The organism is Duganella paludis (assembly GCF_054461335.1).
The window spans coordinates 638601-659882 of record NZ_CM136922.1 but is presented as its reverse complement, the minus strand read 5'-3'; the positions used below and the strand labels follow the sequence as shown (position 1 = coordinate 659882).

The window sequence follows — 21282 nt, the reverse complement described above, 5'->3', positions numbered from 1 at the left end:
ATGCGGCAAGACAAACTCACCACCAAACTCCAGGAAGCCCTGTCGGACTCGCAGAGTCTGGCCGTGGGCAATGACAATCAATATATCGAACCCGTGCACCTGCTGACGGCCCTGCTGAACCAGGACGACGGCAGCGCCCGTTCGTTGCTGCAGCGTGCCGGCGTCAATGTCGGCGGCTTGACCAAGGCGCTGACCGGTGCGCTGGAACGCTTGCCGAAAGTGTCGGGCGCCGGTGGCAACGTGCAAGCCAGCCGCGAGCTGGTTTCCGTGCTCAATCTGGCCGACAAGGAATCGCAGAAGCGCGCCGACCAGTTTATCACCAGCGAAATGGTGCTGCTGGCGCTGACCGAGGACAAGTCCGATGCCGGCACCCTGGCGCGTGAAAACGGCCTGACCCGCAAGTCGCTGGAAAGCGCCATCGACACGCTGCGCGGCGGCGCCAAGGTCGATTCGCAGGAGGCCGAAGGCCAGCGCGAAGCCTTGAAAAAATACACCCTCGACCTGACCGAGCGCGCCCGCATGGGCAAGCTGGACCCGGTGGTCGGCCGCGATGACGAAATCCGCCGCGCCATCCAAGTGCTGCAGCGTCGTTCCAAGAACAATCCGGTGCTGATCGGTGAGCCGGGCGTGGGCAAGACCGCCATCGTCGAAGGCCTGGCGCAGCGCATCGTCAACAACGAGGTGCCTGATTCGCTCAAGGGCAAGCGCGTGTTGGCGCTGGACATGGCCGCGCTGATCGCCGGCGCCAAGTATCGCGGCGAGTTCGAGGAGCGCCTGAAATCCGTGCTCAAGGAACTCGCCATGGATGAAGGCCAGACCATCGTCTTCATCGACGAGATGCATACCATGGTCGGCGCCGGCAAAGGCGAGGGCGCGATGGACGCCGGCAATATGCTGAAGCCGGCCCTGGCGCGCGGCGAGCTGCACTGCGTCGGCGCCACCACGCTGGACGAGTACCGCAAATACATCGAGAAGGATGCCGCCCTGGAGCGCCGCTTCCAGAAGATCCTGGTCGACGAGCCGACCGTGGAGGCGACCATCGCCATCCTGCGCGGCTTGCAGGACAAGTATGAGCTGCACCACAAGGTTGCCATCTCGGACGCCGCCATTATTGCTGCGGCCGAGCTGTCGCATCGCTACATCACCGACCGCTTCCTGCCCGACAAGGCCATCGATTTGATCGACGAAGCGGCGGCCAAGATCAAGATCGAGATCGATTCCAAGCCCGAGGTCATGGACAAGCTGGAGCGTCGCCTGATCCAGCTGAAGATCGAGCGGGAAGCCGTCAAGAAGGAAAAGGACGAGGGCTCGCGCAAGCGCCTGGAACTGATCGAGGAAGAAATCGTGCGCCTGACGCGCGAGCTCAACGACTTCGAGGAAATCCTCAAGGCTGAAAAAGCCGTGGTGCAGGGCAGTACCCACATCAAGGAAGAAATCGAGCGCATCAAGCAGCAGATGGAGCAGGCCACGCGTGAAAGCAACTGGCAGCGCGTCTCGGAACTGCAATACGGCCGCCTGCCGCAGCTGGAAGCCGAGCTGAAACAAGCCGAGGCCGCATCGGCCAAGGGCGTGTCGCTGGAGAAGAACACGCCGCCGAAGCAACGCCTGCTGCGCACCGAAGTCGGCGCCGAGGAAATTGCCGAGGTGGTGTCACGCGCGACCGGCATTCCCGTCTCGCGCATGATGCAGGGCGAGCGCGAGAAGCTGCTGCACATCGAGGACAAGCTGCACGAACGCGTGATTGGACAGGACGAGGCGATTTCTGCGGTGGCCGACGCCATCCGCCGTTCGCGCGCCGGTCTGGCCGATCCGAATCGTCCGTATGGTTCCTTCATGTTCCTGGGACCGACCGGCGTCGGCAAGACCGAGCTGACCAAGGCGCTGGCCGGCTTCCTGTTCGATACCGAGGAATCGATGATCCGCATCGACATGAGCGAGTTCATGGAGAAGCATTCGGTGGCCCGCCTGATCGGTGCGCCGCCCGGCTACGTGGGCTACGACGAGGGCGGCTACCTGACCGAGGCCGTGCGTCGCAAACCGTATAGCGTGATCCTGCTGGACGAGGTGGAGAAGGCGCACCCGGACGTGTTCAACGTGCTGCTGCAGGCGCTGGACGACGGCCGCATGACCGACGGCCAGGGCCGCACGGTGGATTTCAAGAACACCGTCATCATCATGACCTCGAACCTGGGTTCGCATAAGATCCAGTCGATGGAGGATTCGGATCCGGGCGTGGTCAAGCTGGCGGTGATGGCCGAGGTGCGCTCGCACTTCCGTCCGGAGTTCATCAACCGGATCGACGAGATTGTGGTGTTCCATGGCCTGGATGAGAAGAACATCGGCGCCATTGCCCGCATTCAGCTGGCGATTCTGGAGCAGCGCCTGGGCAAGCTGGAAATCGGCTTGACCGTGACGGACGCGGCGTTGCACAAGATCGCCGAGGCCGGCTACGATCCGGTGTATGGCGCGCGGCCGCTGAAGCGTGCGATCCAGCAGCAGATCGAAAATCCGCTGTCCAAGCTGATCCTGCAAGGGAAGTTCGGGCCGAAGGACACGATCCACGTGGACGTGGCCAACGGCGAGCTCAGCTTCGCCTGACCGTCGCTCCCGCGAAAGCGGGAGGGCGCGCCGATGCGCTATGCCGAGTATGGATTCCCGCGTGCGCGGGAATGACGGCTCGGCGAGGTCAGTGGCGGACGATGCGGTTGCGGCCGTCGCGTTTGGCGCGGTACAGCGCGTCGTCCGCCCGCTTCAGTACATCTTCATAGGAGGCATCGCCGGCGGTCATCTCGCTCAGGCCGCCGCTGATGGTGGCGCCGCGTCCCAGCGTGCCCAGTTCGCACAGCGCCTCCGCAATCTTGACGCGCAGCCGTTCCGCAATCGCCAGCGCCGGCGCGATGCCGGTGTGCGGCATCAGCACCACGAACTCATCACCACCCAGCCGCGCCGGAAAGTCGGCCGCGCGCAGCTCGTGCCGGCAGACGTCGGCGGTCGCCATGATGGCCTTGTCGCCAGCCAGGTGACCGAACTCGTCGTTGATGCCCTTGAAATAATCGATATCGAAAATCAGCACCGAGGTCGGCGTCTGGTAGCGGGCGAACAGCTCGAAGTGCTCGGTCAGCCCGCTGATCAGCTTGCGGCGGTTAGCCAGGCCGGTCAGCGCATCGGTCTCGCTCTGCATGCGCAGCAGCGCCTCCAGCTTTTTGCTGGCGGTGATATTGCTGGCCACCCACAACACCGCGTCCTCACCCAGCACCGGATAGCCCAGCGGCTGCACCCGTCCTTCGAACCAGATCGGTTCGGCCGGCCCGTCGTCGCCCACGCCTTTGACGTCGGCCGCCGCCAGGGTGTACTCGACCACATGCAGGCCCTGGGAAGCCAGCGCGACGGCGATCTGCGCCTGGAACCACGCCGCCTTTTCGGGCTGCAGCACGTCCGCCAGCGACTTGCCAACCAGTCCGCTGCCGTCGTGGTAGTAGCGGCTGTCGGTGCCGCCGAAGATCGCCGCGTAGCGGCCGCTGCGCGTGAGGATGAATGCGGGGTCCGGCAGCGCCGACAGCAGCGCCGCGATTTGCTCGTTCGAGAAGAGGGACAGGTCCGCCATTCGGTATGTCGCTTGTGATTGATAAGTTTCCACTAATGTACCGTACTTTGCTCCAAGCACACGTTATCGGCATAAAAAAGGAAAACTTAACGATCCATCATTATTTCCCGTTACCAAAGAAAGTTGAAGGCGAGCAGCCGAAGGTTTTGCGGAACATGGCGGAGAACGCCGACTGGCTGGCGTAGCCCAATTCCGCCGCCACCTGTGACAGCGGCATCCCGCGCGAAATCAGCGGCGCGGCGTGCGCCAGCCGCACCTGCTGGCGCCAGTGGCCGAAGCCCATGCCCAGTTCGCGCTCGAACAAGCGGGTCAGCGTGCGTTCGGAGGCGCCCACCTGCGTGGCCCAGCCGGTCAGCGTCAGTTCGGCGCCGGGATCGGCGAGCAGGGCGTCGCACAGGGCTTTCAGGCGCTTGTCGGTCGGCAGCGGCACGCGCACGGGACGCTCGGCGCAGCGCGGCAGTTCGTCGAGCAGCATCTCGCCCAGCAGGTGTTCGCGGCGCGATTGTTCGTTCTGATCGTGCTGTTCCAGCGCCGCCAGCAGTTCGCGCAGCAGACTGGACACTTCCAGCACGCGGCATTCGCTGCCGGGGAAGGGCGTGCGGCTGGCGTGCACGCACAGCGGGCGCAGCTGGGTTCGCTCCAGCACGGTCAAGCCGTGCACCATGTCCGGCGGAATCCAGATGGCGCGCTGCGGCGGCACGATCCAGGTGCTATTGTTGGCGTCCACCCGAATCACGCCCTGCATGGCGTAGGTGAACTGGCCCCAGGGATGATGATGCGGCAGCAGCACGGTGGTGGCTTCCAGGTCGCGTCCGGACATGGTCACCGGGCAGGTCTCGGTAGGGAAGTTGCTGTCCCAGTTGAACTGGGTGTGGTTGACGACGGCGACGGGCATGGCGGATATGCGATAAATTTTGTCTTTCTATCTTAAATCAGACTGCGCCAAATTGCTTAAACTTCAGCACATACTTTGGAGAGCAGCATGACCGACAACACTTTGCTGCGCCAGGACGCCCGCGTGATTACGCTGGTAGGGCTGGCGCACGGCACTTCCCACTTCTATCACCTGATCCTGGCGGCGCTGATCCCGTGGCTCAAACCGGAGTTCGGCCTCAGCTATTCGGAACTGGGCTTGCTGATGACGGTGTTCTTCGTGGTTTCGGGCGTGGGCCAGGCCATGGCCGGCTTCGTGGTTGATCGTTTCGGCGCGCGCGCCGTGCTGTTCAGCGGCATCGGGCTGCTGGGGTTGTCGGCGGTGCTGCTGTCGAGCGCGCACAGCTACGTGCAGCTGATGCTGGGCGCTTTCTTGGCCGGCTGCGGCAACAGCGTGTTCCATCCGGCCGATTACACCTTGCTGAACCAGCGCGTGTCCAAGGCGCGGCTGGCGCACGGCTTCTCGGTGCACGGCATCAGCGGCAATATCGGCTGGGCCCTGTCGCCGCTGTTCCTGACTTTTGTCGCCGGCCGTTCCGGCTGGCGCGTGGCCTTGCTCGCGGCTTCAACGGTAGCGCTGGCGGTGCTGGTGTTGTTGGTGCTGAACCGGCACGCGCTACGTCCGGACCCGATCGCCGTCACCCCGGCCCCCGGCAACAGCGGCAAGTCTGGCGGCGCACCCGACGGCGGCGCTTTCGGCTTCCTGCGCTTGAAGGTGGTGTGGCTGTGCTTTGCCTTCTTCCTGATTTCCGCCATCGCGCTGGCCGGCATCCAGACCTTTGCCGCCACCAGCCTGGTGAGCTTGTACGGCATGTCGCTGGCGACCGCCACCTCGGCCTACACCTGCTATATGTTCGCTTCGGCGCTGGGCATGGTGTACGGCGGCTTCCTCGGCGCCGGCAGCCGCAACCACGATCGCATCATCATGATCGCCTTTGGCGTGGCTGCGCTGCTGGCGCTGGTGGTGGCGGCGGCTGTGGTGCCGGCCTGGATGGCGGTGGTGCTGATGGGCCTGATCGGCCTGGTGACCGGCATCTCCGGCCCTTCGCGCGACCTGATGATCCGCAGCGCGGCGCCGGCCAATGCCACCGGCCGCGTGTTCGGCGTCGTGTATTCCGGGCTGGACAGCGGCCTGGCGCTGGGCGCCATCCTGTTCGGTGTGCTGATGGATGCGCAGCAGCCGGCCGGCGTGTTCATCGTGATCGGCATCTTCCAGGCACTGGTGATCCTGACGGCGCTGGGCGTCGGCAATAATCGCCGCGTAGCCGCCGTGCCTGAAACCGCATAGAATTAACACTAGTTTAACTATGCCAGAGGGACGAGGATGAGCTTTGCAACCACCGATTTATGCGACGACAACGCCAATCTGCTGGACGACGGCCGGCTGGCGGTGCTGCCGCCGGTCTTCCGCCACTACGGCCAGCGGGTGCGCTTTTCCGGCCGCGTGGTCACGTTGAAGGTGCATGAGGACAATGCCCTGGTGCGGTCCGTACTGGAAACGCCGGGCGACGGCAATGTGCTGGTGGTCGATGGCGGCGGCAGCCTGCGCCGTGCGCTGGTCGGCGGCCAGTTGGGCTTGCTGGCGCAGGACAATGGCTGGGCCGGCATCATCGTCGACGGCTGCATCCGCGATACCGATGAAATCAACGCCTGCGACATCGGCGTGCGCGCGCTGGCGGCGCATCCGCAGAAAAGCAGCAAGAAGGGCGCGGGCGAACGCAATCTGCGCGTGCACATCGCCGGCGTGCCGGTGAATCCTGGAGACTGGGTGTATGCCGATGCCGACGGCATCCTGATCGCGCAGCAAAAGCTGGCGTGATTTCATATTGCGGGATTTTGCTTTCGCATAGTGAAATTCGATGTGGAATCGCAACTTTAAAATTTTCCATTCTGAGAAATTTCTTTCCGCATCATGGAATATGCAAGTTAAGTACTTGATTTATATGTATTTAAAACTTGCTGTTTTATCTTATATAAGACTGGTGGCGCTGGCGGCACAGGCGCTATCATTTACACATAGCAGGGGCAGGCTACACTTGCTTGTGCTAGAAGCGGCAGCGACAAAATCGCTGCCGCTTTGCCGTTTACGGCTTCTGCTGATGCTGCTGCAGGTGACGGCGCAGGCGTTGTTGGAATTCATCGACGTCGTCCACCGTGCTCAGGTCGTCGTCGACTTCGACCATGTGGGTGGCGTGGCCGGGCGCAAACGACACGGTCGCCTCCACACCATCCTTGTTCTCCGTCAGGCTGTGTCCCTGAACGGCGCCCAGCACGTTGCCGTGCACATCCGTTACGATGGTCATCTTCATGACATGCCTCCGCCTTGCAAGTTGTGGAAGCAACCGCCGACGCCCTGGTTGTGGATATTGACGAAGTAGGTTGCGTTGCCGTTGTTGTCTTTGCGCTTGCGCTGCTGGTCGGCCATGTGGACGGCGCCCTGGTTGGGCGTCTTCACATCGGCCGATGCGAACTGGGTGCCGTGGTCGGACCCGTAGCTGTAATTCCAGAACGCCGTTTGACCGGGCGCCAGGAAGGTTAGCGGCCCTACGTTGTTGAAAGCCATAGTCTCCTCCATGAAAGAATGCCGCGCGCGCGGATGCGCACCCGGCAGTTCCATCTTAGCCAGCGTAGATGCACACACTTTGATCCAGATGAAGTACGGGCTTTTTTGGTCGCTTGCGCTTTCTGAGGGATAATGTCGGATTGAATCAATCAGGATCACCAGCTTATGTTCTCATACCGCCACGCCTTCCACGCGGGTAACCATGCCGACGTGCTCAAGCACTTCATCACCATTCAGTTGCTCCAGTACCTGAATCAGAAAGATGTGGCCTACAGCTACATCGACACGCACTCGGGCGCCGGCGTGTATGAACTCGATGGCGCTTTCGCCTCCAAGAACGCCGAGTACGACACCGGTATCGGCCCGCTGTGGAACCTGACCGACATGCCGGAAGAGGTCAAGGAATACGTCGACCTGATCCGCGGCATGAACCCGAGCGGCAAGATGCGCTACTACCCGGGCTCGCCGTTCATCGCCGACAAGGTGGCGCGCGAGCACGACCGCCTGCGCCTGTTCGAGCTGCACCCGGCCGACTCCAAGCTGCTGGCCGATAACTTCCGCAAGCTCGACGAGCACGCCGCGCAGCAAGGCATCCGTCCGACCGTGCGCGGCAAGCGCGTGCTGGTCACGCGTGGCGACGGCTTTGCCGCGCTCAAGGCGCTGCTGCCGCCGCCGTCGCGTCGCGCGCTGGTACTGATCGATCCGCCATACGAAGACAAGCAGGACTATAAAAAGACCAAGGACGTGCTGGCCGAAGCACTGGGCCGCTTCCCGACCGGCACCTACGCGGTCTGGTATCCGCTGCTGCAGCGCATGGAATCGCGCCAGTTCGCGGACAAGCTCAAGCAACTGCCGGCCGCCAACTGGCTCAACGTCGTGCTGACCATCAAGACGCCTATGCCGGACGGTATCGGCGGCCTGCACAGCAGCGGCATGTTCATCCTGAACCCGCCGTACACGCTGGAGCCGATGCTCAAGAAAGTCATGCCGTGGCTGGTGAAAGCGCTGGGGCAGGACGCCGGCGCCCGCTTCGTTCTTGAAAGCGGCACGCCAACGACGGCTGGGCGCAACAATAGTGAACGCCGTCCGCCTATACGGCAGAAAAATATTGTCAAGAGTACATAATCGGGTATAGGCTGGTGACAAGCATATCAATGGGAGCGCCCCATGATGTTAGCCTCGTCACTTGCACCATCCAAGTTAGCTGACAATTTCTTTCTGGCGCGTCAGCCCATCCTCAATCGGGGACAGCGGCTGGTGGCCTACGAACTCCTGTTCCGCGACGCCGGAACCAGCGACGCCGCCCACGTCACCGACGACGCCGAAGCCACCGCCACGGTCATCGCCCATGCCTCCGAGCTGGGCATGGGGCAGGTGGTGGGCGACCAGCTGGCCTTCTTCAACGTCGACGCGGTGGGGCTGATGAGCGACTTCATCCGCTTCCTGCCGCACGACAAAGTCATTCTCGAAATCCTCGAAACGGTCAAGGCGACGCCGGAAATCCTGGCGCGCATCGCCGAGCTCAAACAAGTCGGCTTCAAGTTCGCGCTGGACGATGTGATCGGCCAGTCGGAGGACGTGCAGAAATTCACGCCGCTGTGCGACGTCATCAAGGTCGACATCAAGGATATGCAGCCGGGCACCTTGCCGGCCTTGTCGCGCGTGCTGAAGAACCCCAAGCAAAAGCTGCTGGCCGAGAAAGTGGAAACGGTCGAAGAGTTCCAGCAGTGCATGGACCTGGGCTTCGAATATTTCCAGGGCTATTATTTTGCGCGGCCGGTGATCCTGAGCGGCAAGAAGATCTCGCCATCGCAGATGAGCGTGCTGAACCTGCTGACGCTGCTGGACCGCGACGCCAGCAACACAGAAATCGAGCACAGCGTCAAGCACGACGCGCTGATCACATTGAACCTGCTGCGGCTGGTGAACACGCCGGCGGTGGGCGCGCGTCAGCGCATCAACTCGGTGGGCCATGCCTTGATGGTGCTGGGGCGCCGGCAGCTGCGGCGCTGGCTGCAGATCCTGCTGTACGTGAAGAATGGCGGCACGCAGGAATTCACCTCGCCGTTGCTGCAACTGGCGACCACGCGCGGCAAGACCTTGGAGCTGATGGTCGAGCATCGCAAGCCGGGGCAGCGAGTCAGTGCGGACATCGGCTTCACGGTGGGCGTGATGTCGCTGATGGACACCTTGTTCTCGATCCACATGCGCGACGTGCTGGAAAGCGTGAACGTGCTGGACGAAGTGCGCGGCGCGCTGCTGCATCGCAGCGGCGACTACGGCAGCATGCTGAGCCTGATCGAGCACATCGAAAAAGGCCGCGACGGCCGGGTACTGGCGCAGATGCTGCACCAGCTGGAGCTCAAGCCGTCGCAACTCTACGCCATCCAACTCGCCGCCATCGAATGGGTTACCGACTACACCCGCAGCATCTAATCCGGGGTCAGGTCCTCCATTGCTACACGCTCTCTGCTGTAGCCGTGGCTACAGCAGAGAGCGTGTAGCAATGGAGGACCTGACCCCGGATGGGGTTTTATTGGGCGAGGAGGAGGAAGACGGTGGGCTTTTTGTGGAAGTCCGGCGCGGGCGCGGTTTTCCATTGGGCCGCCGTCATCGTGCGGATGGTTTCGGTTGGCAGGCTGAGGTCGGTCGCTACGCATGCCAGCGTGCCCGGCGCGCAGGAGGCGATCAGCGCTTCCAGCATGGCGGCGTTGCGGTACGGCGTTTCGATGAACAGCTGCGTCTGCTTTTCCTTGCGCGAACGCAGTTCCAGTTCCTTGATGCGCGCTGCGCGCTGCGCCGCGTCGGTCGGCAGGTAGCCGTTGAAGGCGAAGCTTTGGCCGTTCAGGCCGCTCGCCATGACCGCCAGCAGCAGCGACGACGGTCCCACCAGCGGCCGTACCGGGATCTTGTGCTGGTGCGCCAGGCGTACCAGGTCGGCGCCGGGATCGGCCACCGCCGGCACGCCCGCTTCCGACACCAGGCCGCCATCGCGGCCCGCCAGCAGCGGCGCCAGCAGGTCGGCCAGCGCGGCGGCCGGGGTGTTCACGTTCAGTTCCGCGATCTGGATTTCCTGCATCGGCTTGCACAGCGGGTGCTGTGCGCCGATCAGCTTCAGGAAGGCGCGCGCGGTCTTGGCGTTTTCCGCCACGAAGTAGTCGAGCTGCGAGGTGATCTGCTGCACCTGCTCGGGCAGGACGCTGGCGAGCGTTTCGGTGTCGCCCAGGGTGTTCGGTATTAAAAAGAGGGTGCCGGTCATATTAGTTTTTGAAGAAGGTGACGCCAATGGCGCGCAGCATGCCTGTCAGGGCGATTAATGGCAAGCCGGTGAGGGCGGTCGGGTCGCTGCTGTCGATGCGTTCCAGGATGGCGATGCCCAAGGCTTCGTTCTTGGCGCTGCCGGCGCAGTCGTAGGGCTGCTCGATGCGCAGGTAGGCGTCCAGCTCGGCGTCCGGCAAATCGCGGAACTTCACCACGGTCTGGATGTCTTCCACTTGGGCCGTGCCGTTGCGGCCATCCCACACGCACAGGGCGGTGTGGAAGATGACTTCGCGGCCGCGCATTGTCTGCAATTGCGCCAGCGCGTTGGCGTGGTTGCCGGGCTTGCCGATCTGTTCGCCGTCCAGCGTGGCGACCTGGTCCGAGCCGATGACGATGGCGCCGGGCATCTTCGCGGCCACGGCGGCGGCCTTTTCACGGGCCAGGCGCAGGGCGGTGGCGCTCGGCGTTTCGTCGGGCTGCGGGGTTTCGTCGATGTCGGGCACTGCCACCTCGAAAGGCAGTTGCAGGCGCGACAGTAATTCTTTGCGGTAGGCGGAGCTGGACGCGAGTACGAGTAAACTTGATGTCATGAGGGGATTGTTATATGCTCTGTCGCCGGTAATGTTGCGACAGGAAATACGCAAAAAATCGCTAAGGCTTTGACTTAATGTCGAAAACCCTGCTATTATCGCAGGTTTTCCGGGGAAATTTCTGTAATGAGTGCTTTTGTGATCGACACCTTTGAATTCTGTCGGATCAACGGGAAGCAGGACGGCGTGACGCCTGTCGCTGAAATGACCCGCCTGGCCAAGGAGTGCGCGGACGCCTCCGGCGAGATTGCCTGGAAAGTGGCAGGAAGCACCAGCAAGATGGGCTTCCCCCAGATGACGCTGTCGGTAGACGGCACCGTTCAGCTGGTTTGCCAACGCTGCCTGAAGCCTTACGCTCACCACCTCGCCTCGTCGACCGTGCTGATGCTGGGTAAGGACGATGAACAGGCAGATGAAATTGAAGAAATGATTGCCGACGAGTCGATCGATGTGATCGTCGGTAGCCGCAGCATGGAACTGATGTATCTGGTGGAAGACGAAGCGCTGCTGGCCCTGCCGCACACGCCGAAACACGATGTCTGCCCCGATGATTCCCTGCTGGACAAGGCAAAAAGCGAGAAGATCTCGCCATTCGACGCCCTGAAGGGCCTCAAATCCGAATAAGTAGTTTGTAACAGACGTGTCAATGCGCGGCGAGTAATCGAGTCTTGGCAAGTTAGCAGTGCAAAGTAGTAGGGCTCGATTCGCATGTTTTATGCCGGTCGATTGTGTTAGAATTTTAGAACTTATGTATTAGGAGTCATTAACATGGCAGTTCAGCAGAACAAAAAATCCCCATCGAAGCGCGGTATGCACCGTTCGCACGATTTCCTGGTTGCTCCACAACTGGGCATCGAGCCAACCACCGGTGAAACCCACCTGCGTCACCACATCAGCCCTAACGGCTTTTACCGTGGTCGCAAAGTCCTGAAAACCAAAAACGACGAGTAATCGACGCTTTTGCTGGACCAGAAACAGGCGGTGCTGACTTGTGTAGCATCGCTTTTTCTTTTTTCATCGGCTGCAATTTGGTTTTGCACACCGTCATGTTCCAACGCGGATTCCGGCTGTCGCGGTTCTGCCGCTTGCTAAAACAATGACAATCAAAATTTCTATCGACTGCATGGGTGGCGATCACGGCCCCTCAGTCACTATCCCCGCAGCTATTTCCTTCGTCAAACGCGAGCCTGATGCCGAGCTGATCCTTGTCGGTCTCGAAGACGTCATCCGCGCCGAATTGAAAAAGCACCACGCCGACGCCCACCCGCGCCTGAGTGTGGTTCATGCCTCCGAACAAGTCACCATGGACGATCCGCTCGAAGTGGCCCTGCGCCGCAAGAAGGATTCGTCGATGCGCGTCGCCATCGAGCAGGTCAAGGACGGCAAGGCGCAAGCCTCCGTCTCGGCCGGCAACACCGGCGCGCTGATGGCCGTGGCCCGCTACGTGCTCAAGACCATGAGCGGCGTCGACCGTCCGGCCATCTGCTCCATCATGCCGAACCAGAAGGGCGGTCCGACCTATATGCTGGACCTGGGCGCCAACGTCGACTGTGGGCCGCATCACCTGCACCAGTTCGCCATCATGGGTTCGGTGCTGGTCTCGGCCATGGAAAACATCGAGCGCCCGACCATCGGCCTGCTCAACGTCGGCACCGAGGACATCAAGGGCAACGACGTGGTCAAGGCCACCAGCAAGCTGCTGCAGGTCGACCACGAACGCGGCGCCCTGAATTTCTTCGGCAACGTCGAAGGCAACGACATCTTCAAGGGCACCACCGACCTGGTGGTGTGCGACGGCTTTACCGGCAACGTCACCCTGAAGGCGGTGGAGGGCGTGGCCCGCTTCTTCGCCGAGACCGTGAAGTCCGAATTCACCCGCAATCCGTTCACCATCCTGAGCGCGCTGATCGGCCGCGGCGCCTTGAACAACATCAAGAAACGCCTGTCGCCGTCGCGGTATAACGGCGCCAGCCTGCTGGGTTTGCGCGGCCTGGTGTTCAAGAGCCATGGCGGCGCCGATGCATATTCCTTTGAATGGGCGATCAAGCGGGCGTATGATGCTGCAAAAAATGACGTGTTGCCGCACATTTCGACGCTGATCACCGAGCTGATGCCGCGTAACACCGAAGCCCCGGAAGTACCCACCTCAACGAATTAGTGGACGGTAGAACGGCATGACTTTGTTTAGCAAAATTATGGGCACCGGCAGTTATCTGCCGGCAAAGCGCGTGACCAACCAGGAACTGGCTGATCAACTCGCTGCCAAAGGCATCGAGACCTCGGACGAGTGGATCACGACCCGCAGCGGCATCGCTGCGCGCCACTTTGCCGCGCCTGACGAAAAGTCGTCCGACCTGGCGGTCAAGGCCGCCAGGAATGCGCTGGAGATGGCCGGCCTGCAGCCCAACGATATCGACCTGATCATCGTTGCCAGCTCGACCCCGGATTTCTTCGGCAGCTTCCCCAGCACCGCCTGCATCGTGCAGCAAAAGCTGGGCATCACCAACCACGGCGCCGCCGTCGACGTGCAGGCTGTGTGCAGCGGCTTCGTCTACGCGCTGTCGACCGCCGACGCCTTCATCCGCGCCGGCGTGCACAAGAATGTGCTGGTGATCGGTTCCGAAGTATTTTCCCGCATCCTCGATTTCAGCGACCGCACCACCTGCGTGCTGTTCGGCGACGGCGCCGGCGCCGTGGTGCTGAGCGCTTCGCAAGAGTCTGGCATTCTGGCCACCGCCTTGCACGCGGACGGCAGCCACTCCGACATCCTGTGCATGCCCAACACCTTCAGCGGCGCCACCGCCGGCGAAGCCTACCTGTACATGGACGGCCCGGCGGTATTCAAGCTGGCCGTCTCGGTACTGGCGAAGGTGGCCGACGAGGCACTGGAAAAAGCCGGCATGCAGGCGGAGCAGATCGACTGGCTGATCCCGCACCAAGCCAACCTGCGCATCATGAGCAGCACCGCCAAGAAGCTGGGCTTGCCGATGGAAAAGATGGTGGTCACCGTCGACCAGCATGGCAATACCTCGGCCGCATCGATCCCGCTGGCGCTGGATGCCGCCGTGCGCGATGGCCGCGTGCAGCGTGGCCACAACATCATGCTCGAAGGCGTCGGTGGCGGCTTCACTTGGGGCGCTGTGCTCGCGCGTTTTTGACCCTGAATTAGAATTAGAGTTCTAACGGGCTCAGCGGTAGCAGAGCGGTCATGTTTGCATGATAGCTTTGCTGCCAATAATAAAAGAGATGGAACACGTCATGACTAAATTTGCTTTTGTATTCCCAGGCCAAGGTTCGCAGGCGATTGCGATGATGGACGGCTTTGCCGGTAACCCGGTGGTCGCCCAGACCATCGCCGAAGCATCCGATGCGCTGCAATTCGACCTCGGCAAGCTGATGGCCGAAGGCCCGAAAGAAGAGCTGGACCTGACCACCAACACCCAGCCGGTCATGCTGACCGCCGCCGTCGCCAGCTATCGCGCATGGATCGCCGCCGGCGGCCCGCTGCCGTCGGTCGTGGCCGGCCATAGCCTGGGCGAATACTCGGCCCTGGTGGCCGCCGGCGTGATCTCGTTCAAGGATGCCGTGCCGCTGGTGCGCTTCCGCGCGCAAGCCATGCAGGAAGCCGTGCCGGTCGGGCAGGGCACCATGGCCGTGGTGCTGGGCCTGTCGGATGACGACGTGCGCGCCGCCTGCGCCGAAGCCGCCGCCGCTGGTGGCGTGGTCGAAGCCGTCAACTTCAACGCCCCGGCGCAAGTGGTGATCGCCGGCGAAACCGCCGCTGTCGAGCGCGCCTGCGAAATCGCCAAGGCCAAGGGCGCCAAGCGCGCCTTGCGTCTGCCGGTGTCGGCGCCGTTCCACTCGTCGCTGCTGAAGCCGGCGTCGGACCGCCTGCGTGACTACCTGGAAAACATCAGCTTCTCGGCGCCGCAGATCCAGCTGATCAACAACGTCGACGTCGCCGTGCTGAACGATCCGGCCGCGATCAAGGATACGCTGGTGCGCCAGGCCGCCGCGCCGGTGCGCTGGGTGGAAACGGTGCAGAAGATCGGCGCCGAAGGCATCACCAAGCTGGTCGAATGCGGCCCGGGCAAAGTGCTGATGGGTCTGACCAAACGTATCGACGCCAATCTGGTGGGCGACGCGTTTTACGATCAGGCTACGCTGGAGCGCGTGTTGAGCGAACTCAAATAAGCGTTTGCGCATTCAGGCACACTCCGTATTTACTGTAGAAGGACTTACATGACTTTAGCAAATCAAGTCGCCCTGGTAACGGGCGCATCGCGCGGCATCGGCAAGGCCATTGCTCAAGAGTTGGCACGCCAGGGTGCGCGCGTGGTCGGCACCGCCACCACCGAAGCGGGCGCCGAAGCGATCTCGGCCTACCTGGCCGAGATCGGCGCCGAAGCCGGCAAGGGCATGGTGCTGAACGTCACCAACGCCGAAGCCTGCGCCGCCGTCATCGACGACATCACCAAGACTTACGGCGCGGTCGCCATCCTGGTCAACAATGCCGGCATCACCCAGGACAACCTGGCCATGCGCATGAAGGACGAGGAGTGGGACAGCGTCATCTCCACCAACCTGAGCTCGGTCGGCCGCCTGTCGCGCGCCGTCCTGCGCGGCATGATGAAGGCCAAGGCCGGCCGCATCATCAACATCACCTCGGTGGTGGCCTCGTCCGGCAATCCGGGCCAGATGAACTACGCCGCCGCCAAGGCCGGCGTGGAAGGCATGACGCGCGCGCTGGCACGCGAAATCGGCAGCCGCAACATCACCGTCAACAGCGTGGCGCCGGGCTTTATCGACACCGACATGACCAAGTCGCTGGGCGAAGAGCAGCACGCCGCCTTGCTGACGCAAATCCCCCTGGCGCGCCTCGGCAAGCCGGAGGATATCGCTGCGGCGGTCGCCTTCCTGGCGTCGCCGCAAGCCGCTTATATTACCGGCACCACCCTCCACGTGAATGGCGGTATGTATATGAACTGATGCGGAGCGGCGCACGAATAAAGCCGTTTCAAATCTTTTAGTAGTAATTTCGGTATATTTAGCAGCAGACACCGAAATTAGTTTTTCAGTGCGCAAACCTGATAAAATGCGCGCTTTCCGTAACAAACAAAATGGAGCCATAACATGTCGGATATCGAACAACGCGTTAAGAAAATCGTCGCTGAACAACTGGGCGTCGCCGAAGCAGACATCAAAACCGAATCGTCGTTCGTCGATGATCTGGGCGCTGACTCGCTGGACACCGTTGAGCTGGTGATGGCACTGGAAGACGAGTTCGAAATGGAAATCCCTGACGAACAAGCAGAAAAAATCACCACCGTGCAGCAAGCGATCGACTACGCTACCGCGCACGTCAAGGCGTAATATCTGCCCGATCGACTTTAGGAGAATCGCTTGAGAGGTTCTAAAAACCGTCGTGTTGTCATTACCGGCCTGGGCGCCGTCACTCCGATCGGCAATAACATTGCCGACTCGTGGGCAGCGGCCACCGAGGGCAAATCCGGTATTGCCACCATCACCAAGTTTGACGCATCTGCTTTCAGCACCCGTTTTGCCGGCGAGGTCAAAGGCTTCAACATCGAGGAGTACATCTCCGCGAAAGAAGCCCGCCACATGGATACCTTCATCCACTACGGCATGGCGGCCGGCATCCAGGCTGTGCAAGACTCCGGCGTGGTTGTCACCGAAGAAAACGCCGACCGCATCGGCGTGATCGTCGGTTCCGGCATCGGCGGCCTGCCGATGATCGAAGAGCAGAAGGAAGATTACGACAAGCGCGGTCCGCGCCGTATCTCGCCGTTCTTCGTGCCGGCCTCGATCATCAATATGATCTCGGGCAACCTGTCGATCAAGTACGGCATGCGTGGTCCTAACCTGTCGATCGTGACGGCTTGTACTACCGGCCTGCACTGCATCGGCGCCGCCGCTCGTCTGATCGAGTACGGCGATGCCGACGTGATGATCGCCGGTGGCGCCGAATCGACCGTGTCGCCGCTGGGCCTGGGCGGTTTCGCCTCGGCCAAGGCGCTGTCGTCCCGCAACGACGATCCAGCGACCGCATCCCGTCCGTGGGATACGGACCGCGACGGTTTCGTGCTGGGCGAAGGCGCCGGCGTGATGGTGCTCGAAGAGTACGAACACGCCAAGGCGCGCGGCGCCAAGATCTACGCGGAAGTGGTGGGCTTCGGCATGAGCGCCGATGCTTATCATATGACCTCGCCTCTGGAAGATGGCAGCGGTGGCAGCAAATCGGCGCAAGCCGCCTTGCGCAACGCCGGCATCAACCCGGATCAGGTGCAGTACGTGAATGCGCACGGCACCTCGACCCCGCAAGGCGACGTGGCTGAAGTGCAGGGCATCAAGCGCACCTTCGGCGACCACGCCAAGAAGCTGGTGGTCAATTCGACCAAGTCGATGACCGGCCACTTGCTGGGCGGCGCAGGTGGCCTGGAAGCGGTGTTTACGGTGTTGGCGATCCACCATCAGGTGTCGCCTCCGACCATCAACATCTTCAACCAGGACCCGAACTGCGACCTGGACTTCTGCGCCAATGTGGCCCGCGATATGAAGATCGAGTATGCAGTCAAGAACTCGTTCGGCTTTGGCGGCACCAACGGCAGCCTGGTCTTCGGTAAGGTCTAAAAAAGTTTGAACTAATTCTCGCCTCGTCCTGTCCAAACAGGGTGGGCGAGAATTCGGCGCCGGCTCCCACCGGCGCCTGAATTGCCCGGCCCCCGCGCCGGCGCTTCCACGTTGTATCCCCCGTTTTAATTCATGTGTTTTTTGGTGCTGCCGTCATGTCGATCGCGGTGTCCGTCATCGTCCGCCCCTCGCGCGGTCTGCGCCTTGCGCATGCCGGCTTGTGCTGTTGCGTGATGACGTCCGCCGCCGCGTGTCCCGGCGTCGCTGCGCCGTGCTTGTGCTTGTTGATGGGCGTGCTGGGTTGGCTGTTCGGGCGTCCGTCGGCAATTGCGCGAGAGCTTGATATATCCGGTGTCGGCCGTGTGCGGCTGACGGTATACCAGCAGAGCGGCAGTGCGTTATGCCGGCTGGATGGCGCGACCCTGTGGCCGTGCCTGCTGTTACTGCGTCTGCGCGATGCCTCGGGCGGCGTGCGGACGCTGGCGGTGCTGCCGGACAGCGTAACGCGGCACGAGTGGCGCGCTCTGGCGCTGGCATGCCGCGCCGCCGCGCGCGCCCAAATAAACACGTCGGCAGTGTGAACTTCTTGCAGCGAGCTAACTCTATAGCATATGCGGCATCGCATACGGCTGGATGAAGTGGCAGCGCTGCAGACCACCGAGGAATGCAGGAGTGACGACAGAACGCGAGTGCGACCAGTTGCTGGTCGAGCGGGTCCGCGATGGTGACAAACAGGCTTTTGATTTGCTGGTGGCGAAGTATCAGCGCCGGCTCATGCGCCTGCTGTCGCGCATCGTGCACGACCCGGCGGAAGCGGAGGACGTGGTGCAGGAAACCTTTATCAAGGCATACCGGGCGTTGCGACATTTTCGTGGCGATTCGGCTTTCTACACCTGGCTGTACCGCATCGGCATCAACACCGCCAAGAATTCCCTGGCGACGCAGGGGCGGCGCACGCCCACGTTCGCCGACGCCGACGCCGAGCAAGCGGAGGGCTTGAACGATGGTGAGTATTTGCGCGACATCAACACCCCGGAGTCCATGCTGGCCAGCAAGCAGATCGCCCAGACCGTCAACGCCGCCATGGACGCCTTGCCGGTGGACTTGCGCACCGCCATTGCCCTGCGCGAGATCGATGGGCTCAGCTATGAGGAAATTTCCGACATCATGGCCTGCCCGATCGGCACGGTGCGCAGCCGCATCTTCCGCGCGCGCGAGGTGATCGCCGACAAACTGCGGCCCTTGCTCGACATGCCGGTTGACAAGCGCTGGTAAGGCGGCAATGATGGAAGAGCTGTTGGCGTCCGGCAAAACAGCAGACTGGTTTTTATGGCGGGATACGCGATGGATACCCAAAAAAGACTGCACGAACACATCTCGGCGCTGGCCGACGGCGAGCTGCCGGACAGCGAGCGGGAGCTGGCACTGGCCGCGCTCGGCACGCCGGAAGGGCGCGCCGCCTGGCGTGCCTATCACCTGACCGGGGACGTGCTGCGCAGCACGCCGGGCGGCGAACTGAGCGACGGCTTCGGCGTGCGCCTGGCCACCGCGCTGGCGGCCGAACCGGACTATGCGCCATCGTTGCCGGGGCTTGAAGTTCCGTCGCCCGCCATTACCTTGCCCTGAGCACATACCTTTATAATCTTTTCGCGCATCCGGTATGGCGATTTTCGCTTACCATGTGCTAGCCTCACGTCGCGCGCCTACCGCGTCGACGGGGCGAGCGCCTGCATCCCGAACTTTATAGAGACCGATAATTTCCATGAAAAATAACTTCTCTGCTGGTAGTAAAACGCTGTCCGCGCTGGTACTTGGCGCAAGCTTATGGATGACCCTGGGGATGTCGCCGGCAACGGCGGCCGTGCCCGTCACCGGCGCCGTGATCGGCCTGCCGGACTTCGCCGATCTGGTCGACCGCGTCGGCCCGGCCGTGGTGAATATCCGCACCACCGAGCGCCCCAAGCAGACGCCGCGCGCCAACGGCCTGCCGGGTGACGACGAGATGCAGGAACTGCTGCGCCGCTTCTTCGGTGGCAATGTCCCGGCGCCGCAAGGCCGCACGCCGCGCCGCCAGGCGCCGTCCGACGAACCGGTGCAGCGCGGCGTCGGTTCCGGCTTCATCCTGTCGGCCGATGGCTATGTGCTGACCAATGCCCATGTGGTCGACGGCGCCGACGAAGTGTTCGTCACCCTGACCGACAAGCGCGAATTCAAGGCCAAGGTGCTGGGCGCCGACGCCCGCACCGACGTGGCCGTGCTGAAAATCGACGGCGCGCAACTGCCGTTCCTGCTGATGGGCGATTCGGACAAGATCCGCGCCGGCGAATGGGTGATTGCCATCGGCTCGCCGTTCAACCTGGAAAACACCGTCACCGCCGGCATCATCTCGGCCAAGGCGCGCGACACCGGCGAATACCTGCCGCTGATCCAGAGCGACGTCGCGGTCAATCCCGGCAATTCGGGCGGCCCGCTGATCAATATGCGCGGCGAGGTCATCGGCATCAATTCGCAGATCGCCACGTTGTCGGGCGGCTCGAACGGCATTTCGTTCGCCGTGCCGATCAATGAAGCGATCCGCGTGTCGGACCAGTTGAAGAAGAGCGGCAAGGTCACCCGTGGCCGCATCGGCGTGCAGATCGGCGAAGTCAACAAGGAAGTGGCGGAATCGCTGGGCCTGAAGAATGCGCAGGGCGCCGAAGTGTCGCTGGTGGAGCCGGGCGGTCCCGCCGAGAAGGCCGGCGTCAAGGCGGGCGACATCATCCTCAAGTTCAACGGCAAGCCGGTGAACCGTTCCAGCGACCTGCCGCGCTTGGTGGGCGAGACCGCGCTGGAAAGCAAGGCCACCGTCACCGTCTGGCGCAAGGGCGCCGAGCTGACCTTGCCGGTCACCGTGGCCGAACTCGATGCCGAGAAGCCGGCCAAGGGCGGCAAAGGCAAGGGCAAGGCCGAGCCGGAACCGGCCAAGGCCAATGTGCTGGGCCTGAAGGTCAGCGACCTGAGCGCCGACCAGAAGAAAGAGCTGGGCATCGCCGGCGGCGTGGTGGTCGATGATGTGGAAGGCGTGGCGGCCAGCGCCCAGCTGGAAGAGGGCGATGTGCTGCTGCAGCTGAATAACACCGAGATCAAGGACGTCAAGCAGTTCAACGCGGCGGTGGCCAAGCTCGATCCGAAGAAGCCGGCCGTGCTGCTGGTGCTGCGCGACGGCGCCTCGCGCCACATCCTGCTGCGCCCAACCGCGAAGTAAAGCGTCGTCTTCGCGCAAGCGGGGACCCATGCCGAGTATGCTCAGCATGGGTTCCTGCGTGCGCAGGAACGACGGAGCGCGCATGCACTTCACTCTCTATTCCCGCGACTATTGTCATTTGTGTCACGATATGCTGGAAGCCCTGCTGCGCCTGCAAACGCCGCAGCAGCCCTTCACCGTGGACGTGATCGACATCGACCAGGCCGGCGACCCCGACCTGCTGGCGCGCTACGATGAACTGGTGCCGGTGCTGTTCGCCGACCTGTCCAAGCCGGAGCTGTGCCACTACTTCCTCGACGAAGCCCAAGTACTTGCACTTCTCGTGCCATAAATCGGGCTTTCCGCTCTGAAATCCGGTAAAATGCCCGGGCATAGCATATTTCCACAAGGCGCTCGCCAGGGCATCGCCCAGCTCGGAGCGCTTTTTTGTATTGTG

The 21282-nt window shown here is 62.4% G+C and carries 24 protein-coding genes; 18 read left to right on the top strand and 6 right to left on the bottom strand.

From position 1 onward, the window contains the following. Positions 1-2598 (top strand): ATP-dependent chaperone ClpB, encoded by a 2598-nt coding sequence (clpB, locus tag ACXZ1M_RS02935; protein ID WP_459051732.1) that lies wholly within the window; start codon positions 1-3, stop codon positions 2596-2598. Positions 2599-2686: 88 nt separating this feature from the next. Here clpB and ACXZ1M_RS02930 read toward each other — a convergent pair whose 3' ends face one another. Both ACXZ1M_RS02930 and ACXZ1M_RS02925 read right to left on the bottom strand, forming a co-directional pair. Then, entirely contained in the window at positions 2687-3604 is a 918-nt protein-coding gene (locus tag ACXZ1M_RS02930) for a GGDEF domain-containing protein (protein ID WP_459051731.1), read from the bottom strand. Between the two features lie 100 nt (positions 3605-3704). Next, a complete protein-coding gene (locus ACXZ1M_RS02925; protein ID WP_459051730.1) occupies positions 3705-4499 on the bottom strand; it encodes an AraC family transcriptional regulator in 795 nt (264 codons plus the stop codon). 87 nt (positions 4500-4586) lie between these two features. Between ACXZ1M_RS02925 and ACXZ1M_RS02920 the strand changes: the two genes are divergently transcribed. Further along, positions 4587-5825: an MFS transporter gene (locus tag ACXZ1M_RS02920; protein WP_459051729.1), complete on the top strand. Its 1239-nt coding sequence runs from the start codon at positions 4587-4589 to the stop codon at positions 5823-5825. Positions 5826-5861: 36 nt separating this feature from the next. Next, the gene (gene rraA / locus ACXZ1M_RS02915) at positions 5862-6356 is read left to right on the top strand and encodes a ribonuclease E activity regulator RraA (protein ID WP_373987853.1); all 495 of its coding nucleotides are present in this window, start codon (positions 5862-5864) and stop codon (positions 6354-6356) included. A 265-nt stretch (positions 6357-6621) separates the two neighbouring features. Here the strand turns inward: rraA and ACXZ1M_RS02910 are convergent, their stop codons facing one another. Further along, positions 6622-6846: a hypothetical protein gene (locus ACXZ1M_RS02910; protein ID WP_459051728.1), complete on the bottom strand. Its 225-nt coding sequence runs from the start codon at positions 6844-6846 to the stop codon at positions 6622-6624. Beyond that, positions 6843-7100 (bottom strand): hypothetical protein, encoded by a 258-nt coding sequence (locus tag ACXZ1M_RS02905; RefSeq protein WP_161009980.1) that lies wholly within the window; start codon positions 7098-7100, stop codon positions 6843-6845. Before ACXZ1M_RS02905 ends, ACXZ1M_RS02910 begins: the two co-directional genes overlap by 4 nt. A 165-nt stretch (positions 7101-7265) precedes the next feature. Between ACXZ1M_RS02905 and ACXZ1M_RS02900 the strand changes: the two genes are divergently transcribed. Then, positions 7266-8225: a 23S rRNA (adenine(2030)-N(6))-methyltransferase RlmJ gene (locus ACXZ1M_RS02900; RefSeq protein WP_459051727.1), complete on the top strand. Its 960-nt coding sequence runs from the start codon at positions 7266-7268 to the stop codon at positions 8223-8225. A gap of 42 nt (positions 8226-8267) precedes the next feature. Further along, positions 8268-9536, top strand: a complete 1269-nt coding sequence (locus ACXZ1M_RS02895; protein ID WP_459051726.1) for an EAL and HDOD domain-containing protein — start codon at positions 8268-8270, stop codon at positions 9534-9536. Between the two features lie 97 nt (positions 9537-9633). On the opposite strand, the gene ACXZ1M_RS02890 is transcribed toward ACXZ1M_RS02895, so the two are convergent. Continuing rightward, positions 9634-10359 (bottom strand): SAM-dependent methyltransferase, encoded by a 726-nt coding sequence (locus ACXZ1M_RS02890; protein WP_459051725.1) that lies wholly within the window; start codon positions 10357-10359, stop codon positions 9634-9636. A gap of 1 nt (position 10360) precedes the next feature. Continuing rightward, positions 10361-10951, bottom strand: coding sequence for a Maf-like protein (locus ACXZ1M_RS02885; RefSeq protein WP_459051724.1), 591 nt, complete (start codon positions 10949-10951; stop codon positions 10361-10363). Between the two features lie 126 nt (positions 10952-11077). Between ACXZ1M_RS02885 and ACXZ1M_RS02880 the strand changes: the two genes are divergently transcribed. The 13 genes from ACXZ1M_RS02880 to ACXZ1M_RS02820 all read left to right on the top strand — a co-directional run bounded on the left by ACXZ1M_RS02880 (position 11078) and on the right by ACXZ1M_RS02820 (position 21177). Further along, positions 11078-11575, top strand: coding sequence for a YceD family protein (locus tag ACXZ1M_RS02880; RefSeq protein WP_459051723.1), 498 nt, complete (start codon positions 11078-11080; stop codon positions 11573-11575). 144 nt (positions 11576-11719) lie between these two features. Further along, entirely contained in the window at positions 11720-11902 is a 183-nt protein-coding gene (gene rpmF / locus ACXZ1M_RS02875) for a 50S ribosomal protein L32 (protein WP_008449924.1), read from the top strand. Positions 11903-12047: 145 nt separating this feature from the next. Further along, a complete protein-coding gene (plsX, locus tag ACXZ1M_RS02870) occupies positions 12048-13109 on the top strand; it encodes a phosphate acyltransferase PlsX (protein ID WP_459051722.1) in 1062 nt (353 codons plus the stop codon). Between the two features lie 16 nt (positions 13110-13125). Next, on the top strand, positions 13126-14109 hold the full coding sequence (locus ACXZ1M_RS02865) for a beta-ketoacyl-ACP synthase III (protein ID WP_459051721.1): 984 nt from the start codon (positions 13126-13128) through the stop codon (positions 14107-14109). Between the two features lie 100 nt (positions 14110-14209). After that, positions 14210-15145 carry an ACP S-malonyltransferase gene (fabD, locus tag ACXZ1M_RS02860; RefSeq protein WP_459051720.1) on the top strand — a complete coding sequence of 312 codons (936 nt, stop codon included), beginning with the start codon at positions 14210-14212 and terminating at the stop codon, positions 15143-15145. Between the two features lie 48 nt (positions 15146-15193). After that, positions 15194-15940, top strand: coding sequence for a 3-oxoacyl-ACP reductase FabG (gene fabG, locus ACXZ1M_RS02855; protein ID WP_459051719.1), 747 nt, complete (start codon positions 15194-15196; stop codon positions 15938-15940). 144 nt (positions 15941-16084) lie between these two features. After that, positions 16085-16324, top strand: a complete 240-nt coding sequence (gene acpP / locus ACXZ1M_RS02850) for an acyl carrier protein (RefSeq protein WP_055936274.1) — start codon at positions 16085-16087, stop codon at positions 16322-16324. Positions 16325-16354: 30 nt separating this feature from the next. After that, positions 16355-17602, top strand: a complete 1248-nt coding sequence (fabF, locus tag ACXZ1M_RS02845; protein ID WP_459051718.1) for a beta-ketoacyl-ACP synthase II — start codon at positions 16355-16357, stop codon at positions 17600-17602. Between the two features lie 155 nt (positions 17603-17757). After that, entirely contained in the window at positions 17758-18183 is a 426-nt protein-coding gene (locus ACXZ1M_RS02840) for a protein YgfX (RefSeq protein ID WP_459051717.1), read from the top strand. Between the two features lie 52 nt (positions 18184-18235). After that, positions 18236-18877 carry an RNA polymerase sigma factor RpoE gene (gene rpoE, locus ACXZ1M_RS02835; RefSeq protein WP_459051716.1) on the top strand — a complete coding sequence of 214 codons (642 nt, stop codon included), beginning with the start codon at positions 18236-18238 and terminating at the stop codon, positions 18875-18877. A gap of 69 nt (positions 18878-18946) precedes the next feature. Next, on the top strand, positions 18947-19228 hold the full coding sequence (locus ACXZ1M_RS02830; RefSeq protein ID WP_459051715.1) for a sigma-E factor negative regulatory protein: 282 nt from the start codon (positions 18947-18949) through the stop codon (positions 19226-19228). Between the two features lie 214 nt (positions 19229-19442). Continuing rightward, entirely contained in the window at positions 19443-20846 is a 1404-nt protein-coding gene (locus tag ACXZ1M_RS02825; RefSeq protein WP_459053963.1) for a DegQ family serine endoprotease, read from the top strand. Positions 20847-20928: 82 nt separating this feature from the next. Beyond that, positions 20929-21177 (top strand): glutaredoxin family protein, encoded by a 249-nt coding sequence (locus ACXZ1M_RS02820; RefSeq protein ID WP_459051714.1) that lies wholly within the window; start codon positions 20929-20931, stop codon positions 21175-21177. Positions 21178-21282 lie beyond the last annotated feature (105 nt).

Coding starts and splice junctions, on each gene's coding strand:
- clpB (WP_459051732.1), top strand. CDS start 1: ATGCGGCAAGACAAACTCACCACCAAACTCCAGGAAGCCCTGTCGGAC.
- ACXZ1M_RS02930 (WP_459051731.1), bottom strand. CDS start 3,604: ATGGCGGACCTGTCCCTCTTCTCGAACGAGCAAATCGCGGCGCTGCTG.
- ACXZ1M_RS02925 (WP_459051730.1), bottom strand. CDS start 4,499: ATGCCCGTCGCCGTCGTCAACCACACCCAGTTCAACTGGGACAGCAAC.
- ACXZ1M_RS02920 (WP_459051729.1), top strand. CDS start 4,587: ATGACCGACAACACTTTGCTGCGCCAGGACGCCCGCGTGATTACGCTG.
- rraA (WP_373987853.1), top strand. CDS start 5,862: ATGAGCTTTGCAACCACCGATTTATGCGACGACAACGCCAATCTGCTG.
- ACXZ1M_RS02910 (WP_459051728.1), bottom strand. CDS start 6,846: ATGAAGATGACCATCGTAACGGATGTGCACGGCAACGTGCTGGGCGCC.
- ACXZ1M_RS02905 (WP_161009980.1), bottom strand. CDS start 7,100: ATGGCTTTCAACAACGTAGGGCCGCTAACCTTCCTGGCGCCCGGTCAA.
- ACXZ1M_RS02900 (WP_459051727.1), top strand. CDS start 7,266: ATGTTCTCATACCGCCACGCCTTCCACGCGGGTAACCATGCCGACGTG.
- ACXZ1M_RS02895 (WP_459051726.1), top strand. CDS start 8,268: ATGATGTTAGCCTCGTCACTTGCACCATCCAAGTTAGCTGACAATTTC.
- ACXZ1M_RS02890 (WP_459051725.1), bottom strand. CDS start 10,359: ATGACCGGCACCCTCTTTTTAATACCGAACACCCTGGGCGACACCGAA.
- ACXZ1M_RS02885 (WP_459051724.1), bottom strand. CDS start 10,951: ATGACATCAAGTTTACTCGTACTCGCGTCCAGCTCCGCCTACCGCAAA.
- ACXZ1M_RS02880 (WP_459051723.1), top strand. CDS start 11,078: ATGAGTGCTTTTGTGATCGACACCTTTGAATTCTGTCGGATCAACGGG.
- rpmF (WP_008449924.1), top strand. CDS start 11,720: ATGGCAGTTCAGCAGAACAAAAAATCCCCATCGAAGCGCGGTATGCAC.
- plsX (WP_459051722.1), top strand. CDS start 12,048: ATGACAATCAAAATTTCTATCGACTGCATGGGTGGCGATCACGGCCCC.
- ACXZ1M_RS02865 (WP_459051721.1), top strand. CDS start 13,126: ATGACTTTGTTTAGCAAAATTATGGGCACCGGCAGTTATCTGCCGGCA.
- fabD (WP_459051720.1), top strand. CDS start 14,210: ATGACTAAATTTGCTTTTGTATTCCCAGGCCAAGGTTCGCAGGCGATT.
- fabG (WP_459051719.1), top strand. CDS start 15,194: ATGACTTTAGCAAATCAAGTCGCCCTGGTAACGGGCGCATCGCGCGGC.
- acpP (WP_055936274.1), top strand. CDS start 16,085: ATGTCGGATATCGAACAACGCGTTAAGAAAATCGTCGCTGAACAACTG.
- ACXZ1M_RS02840 (WP_459051717.1), top strand. CDS start 17,758: ATGTCGATCGCGGTGTCCGTCATCGTCCGCCCCTCGCGCGGTCTGCGC.
- rpoE (WP_459051716.1), top strand. CDS start 18,236: ATGAAGTGGCAGCGCTGCAGACCACCGAGGAATGCAGGAGTGACGACA.
- ACXZ1M_RS02830 (WP_459051715.1), top strand. CDS start 18,947: ATGGATACCCAAAAAAGACTGCACGAACACATCTCGGCGCTGGCCGAC.
- ACXZ1M_RS02825 (WP_459053963.1), top strand. CDS start 19,443: ATGTCGCCGGCAACGGCGGCCGTGCCCGTCACCGGCGCCGTGATCGGC.
- ACXZ1M_RS02820 (WP_459051714.1), top strand. CDS start 20,929: ATGCACTTCACTCTCTATTCCCGCGACTATTGTCATTTGTGTCACGAT.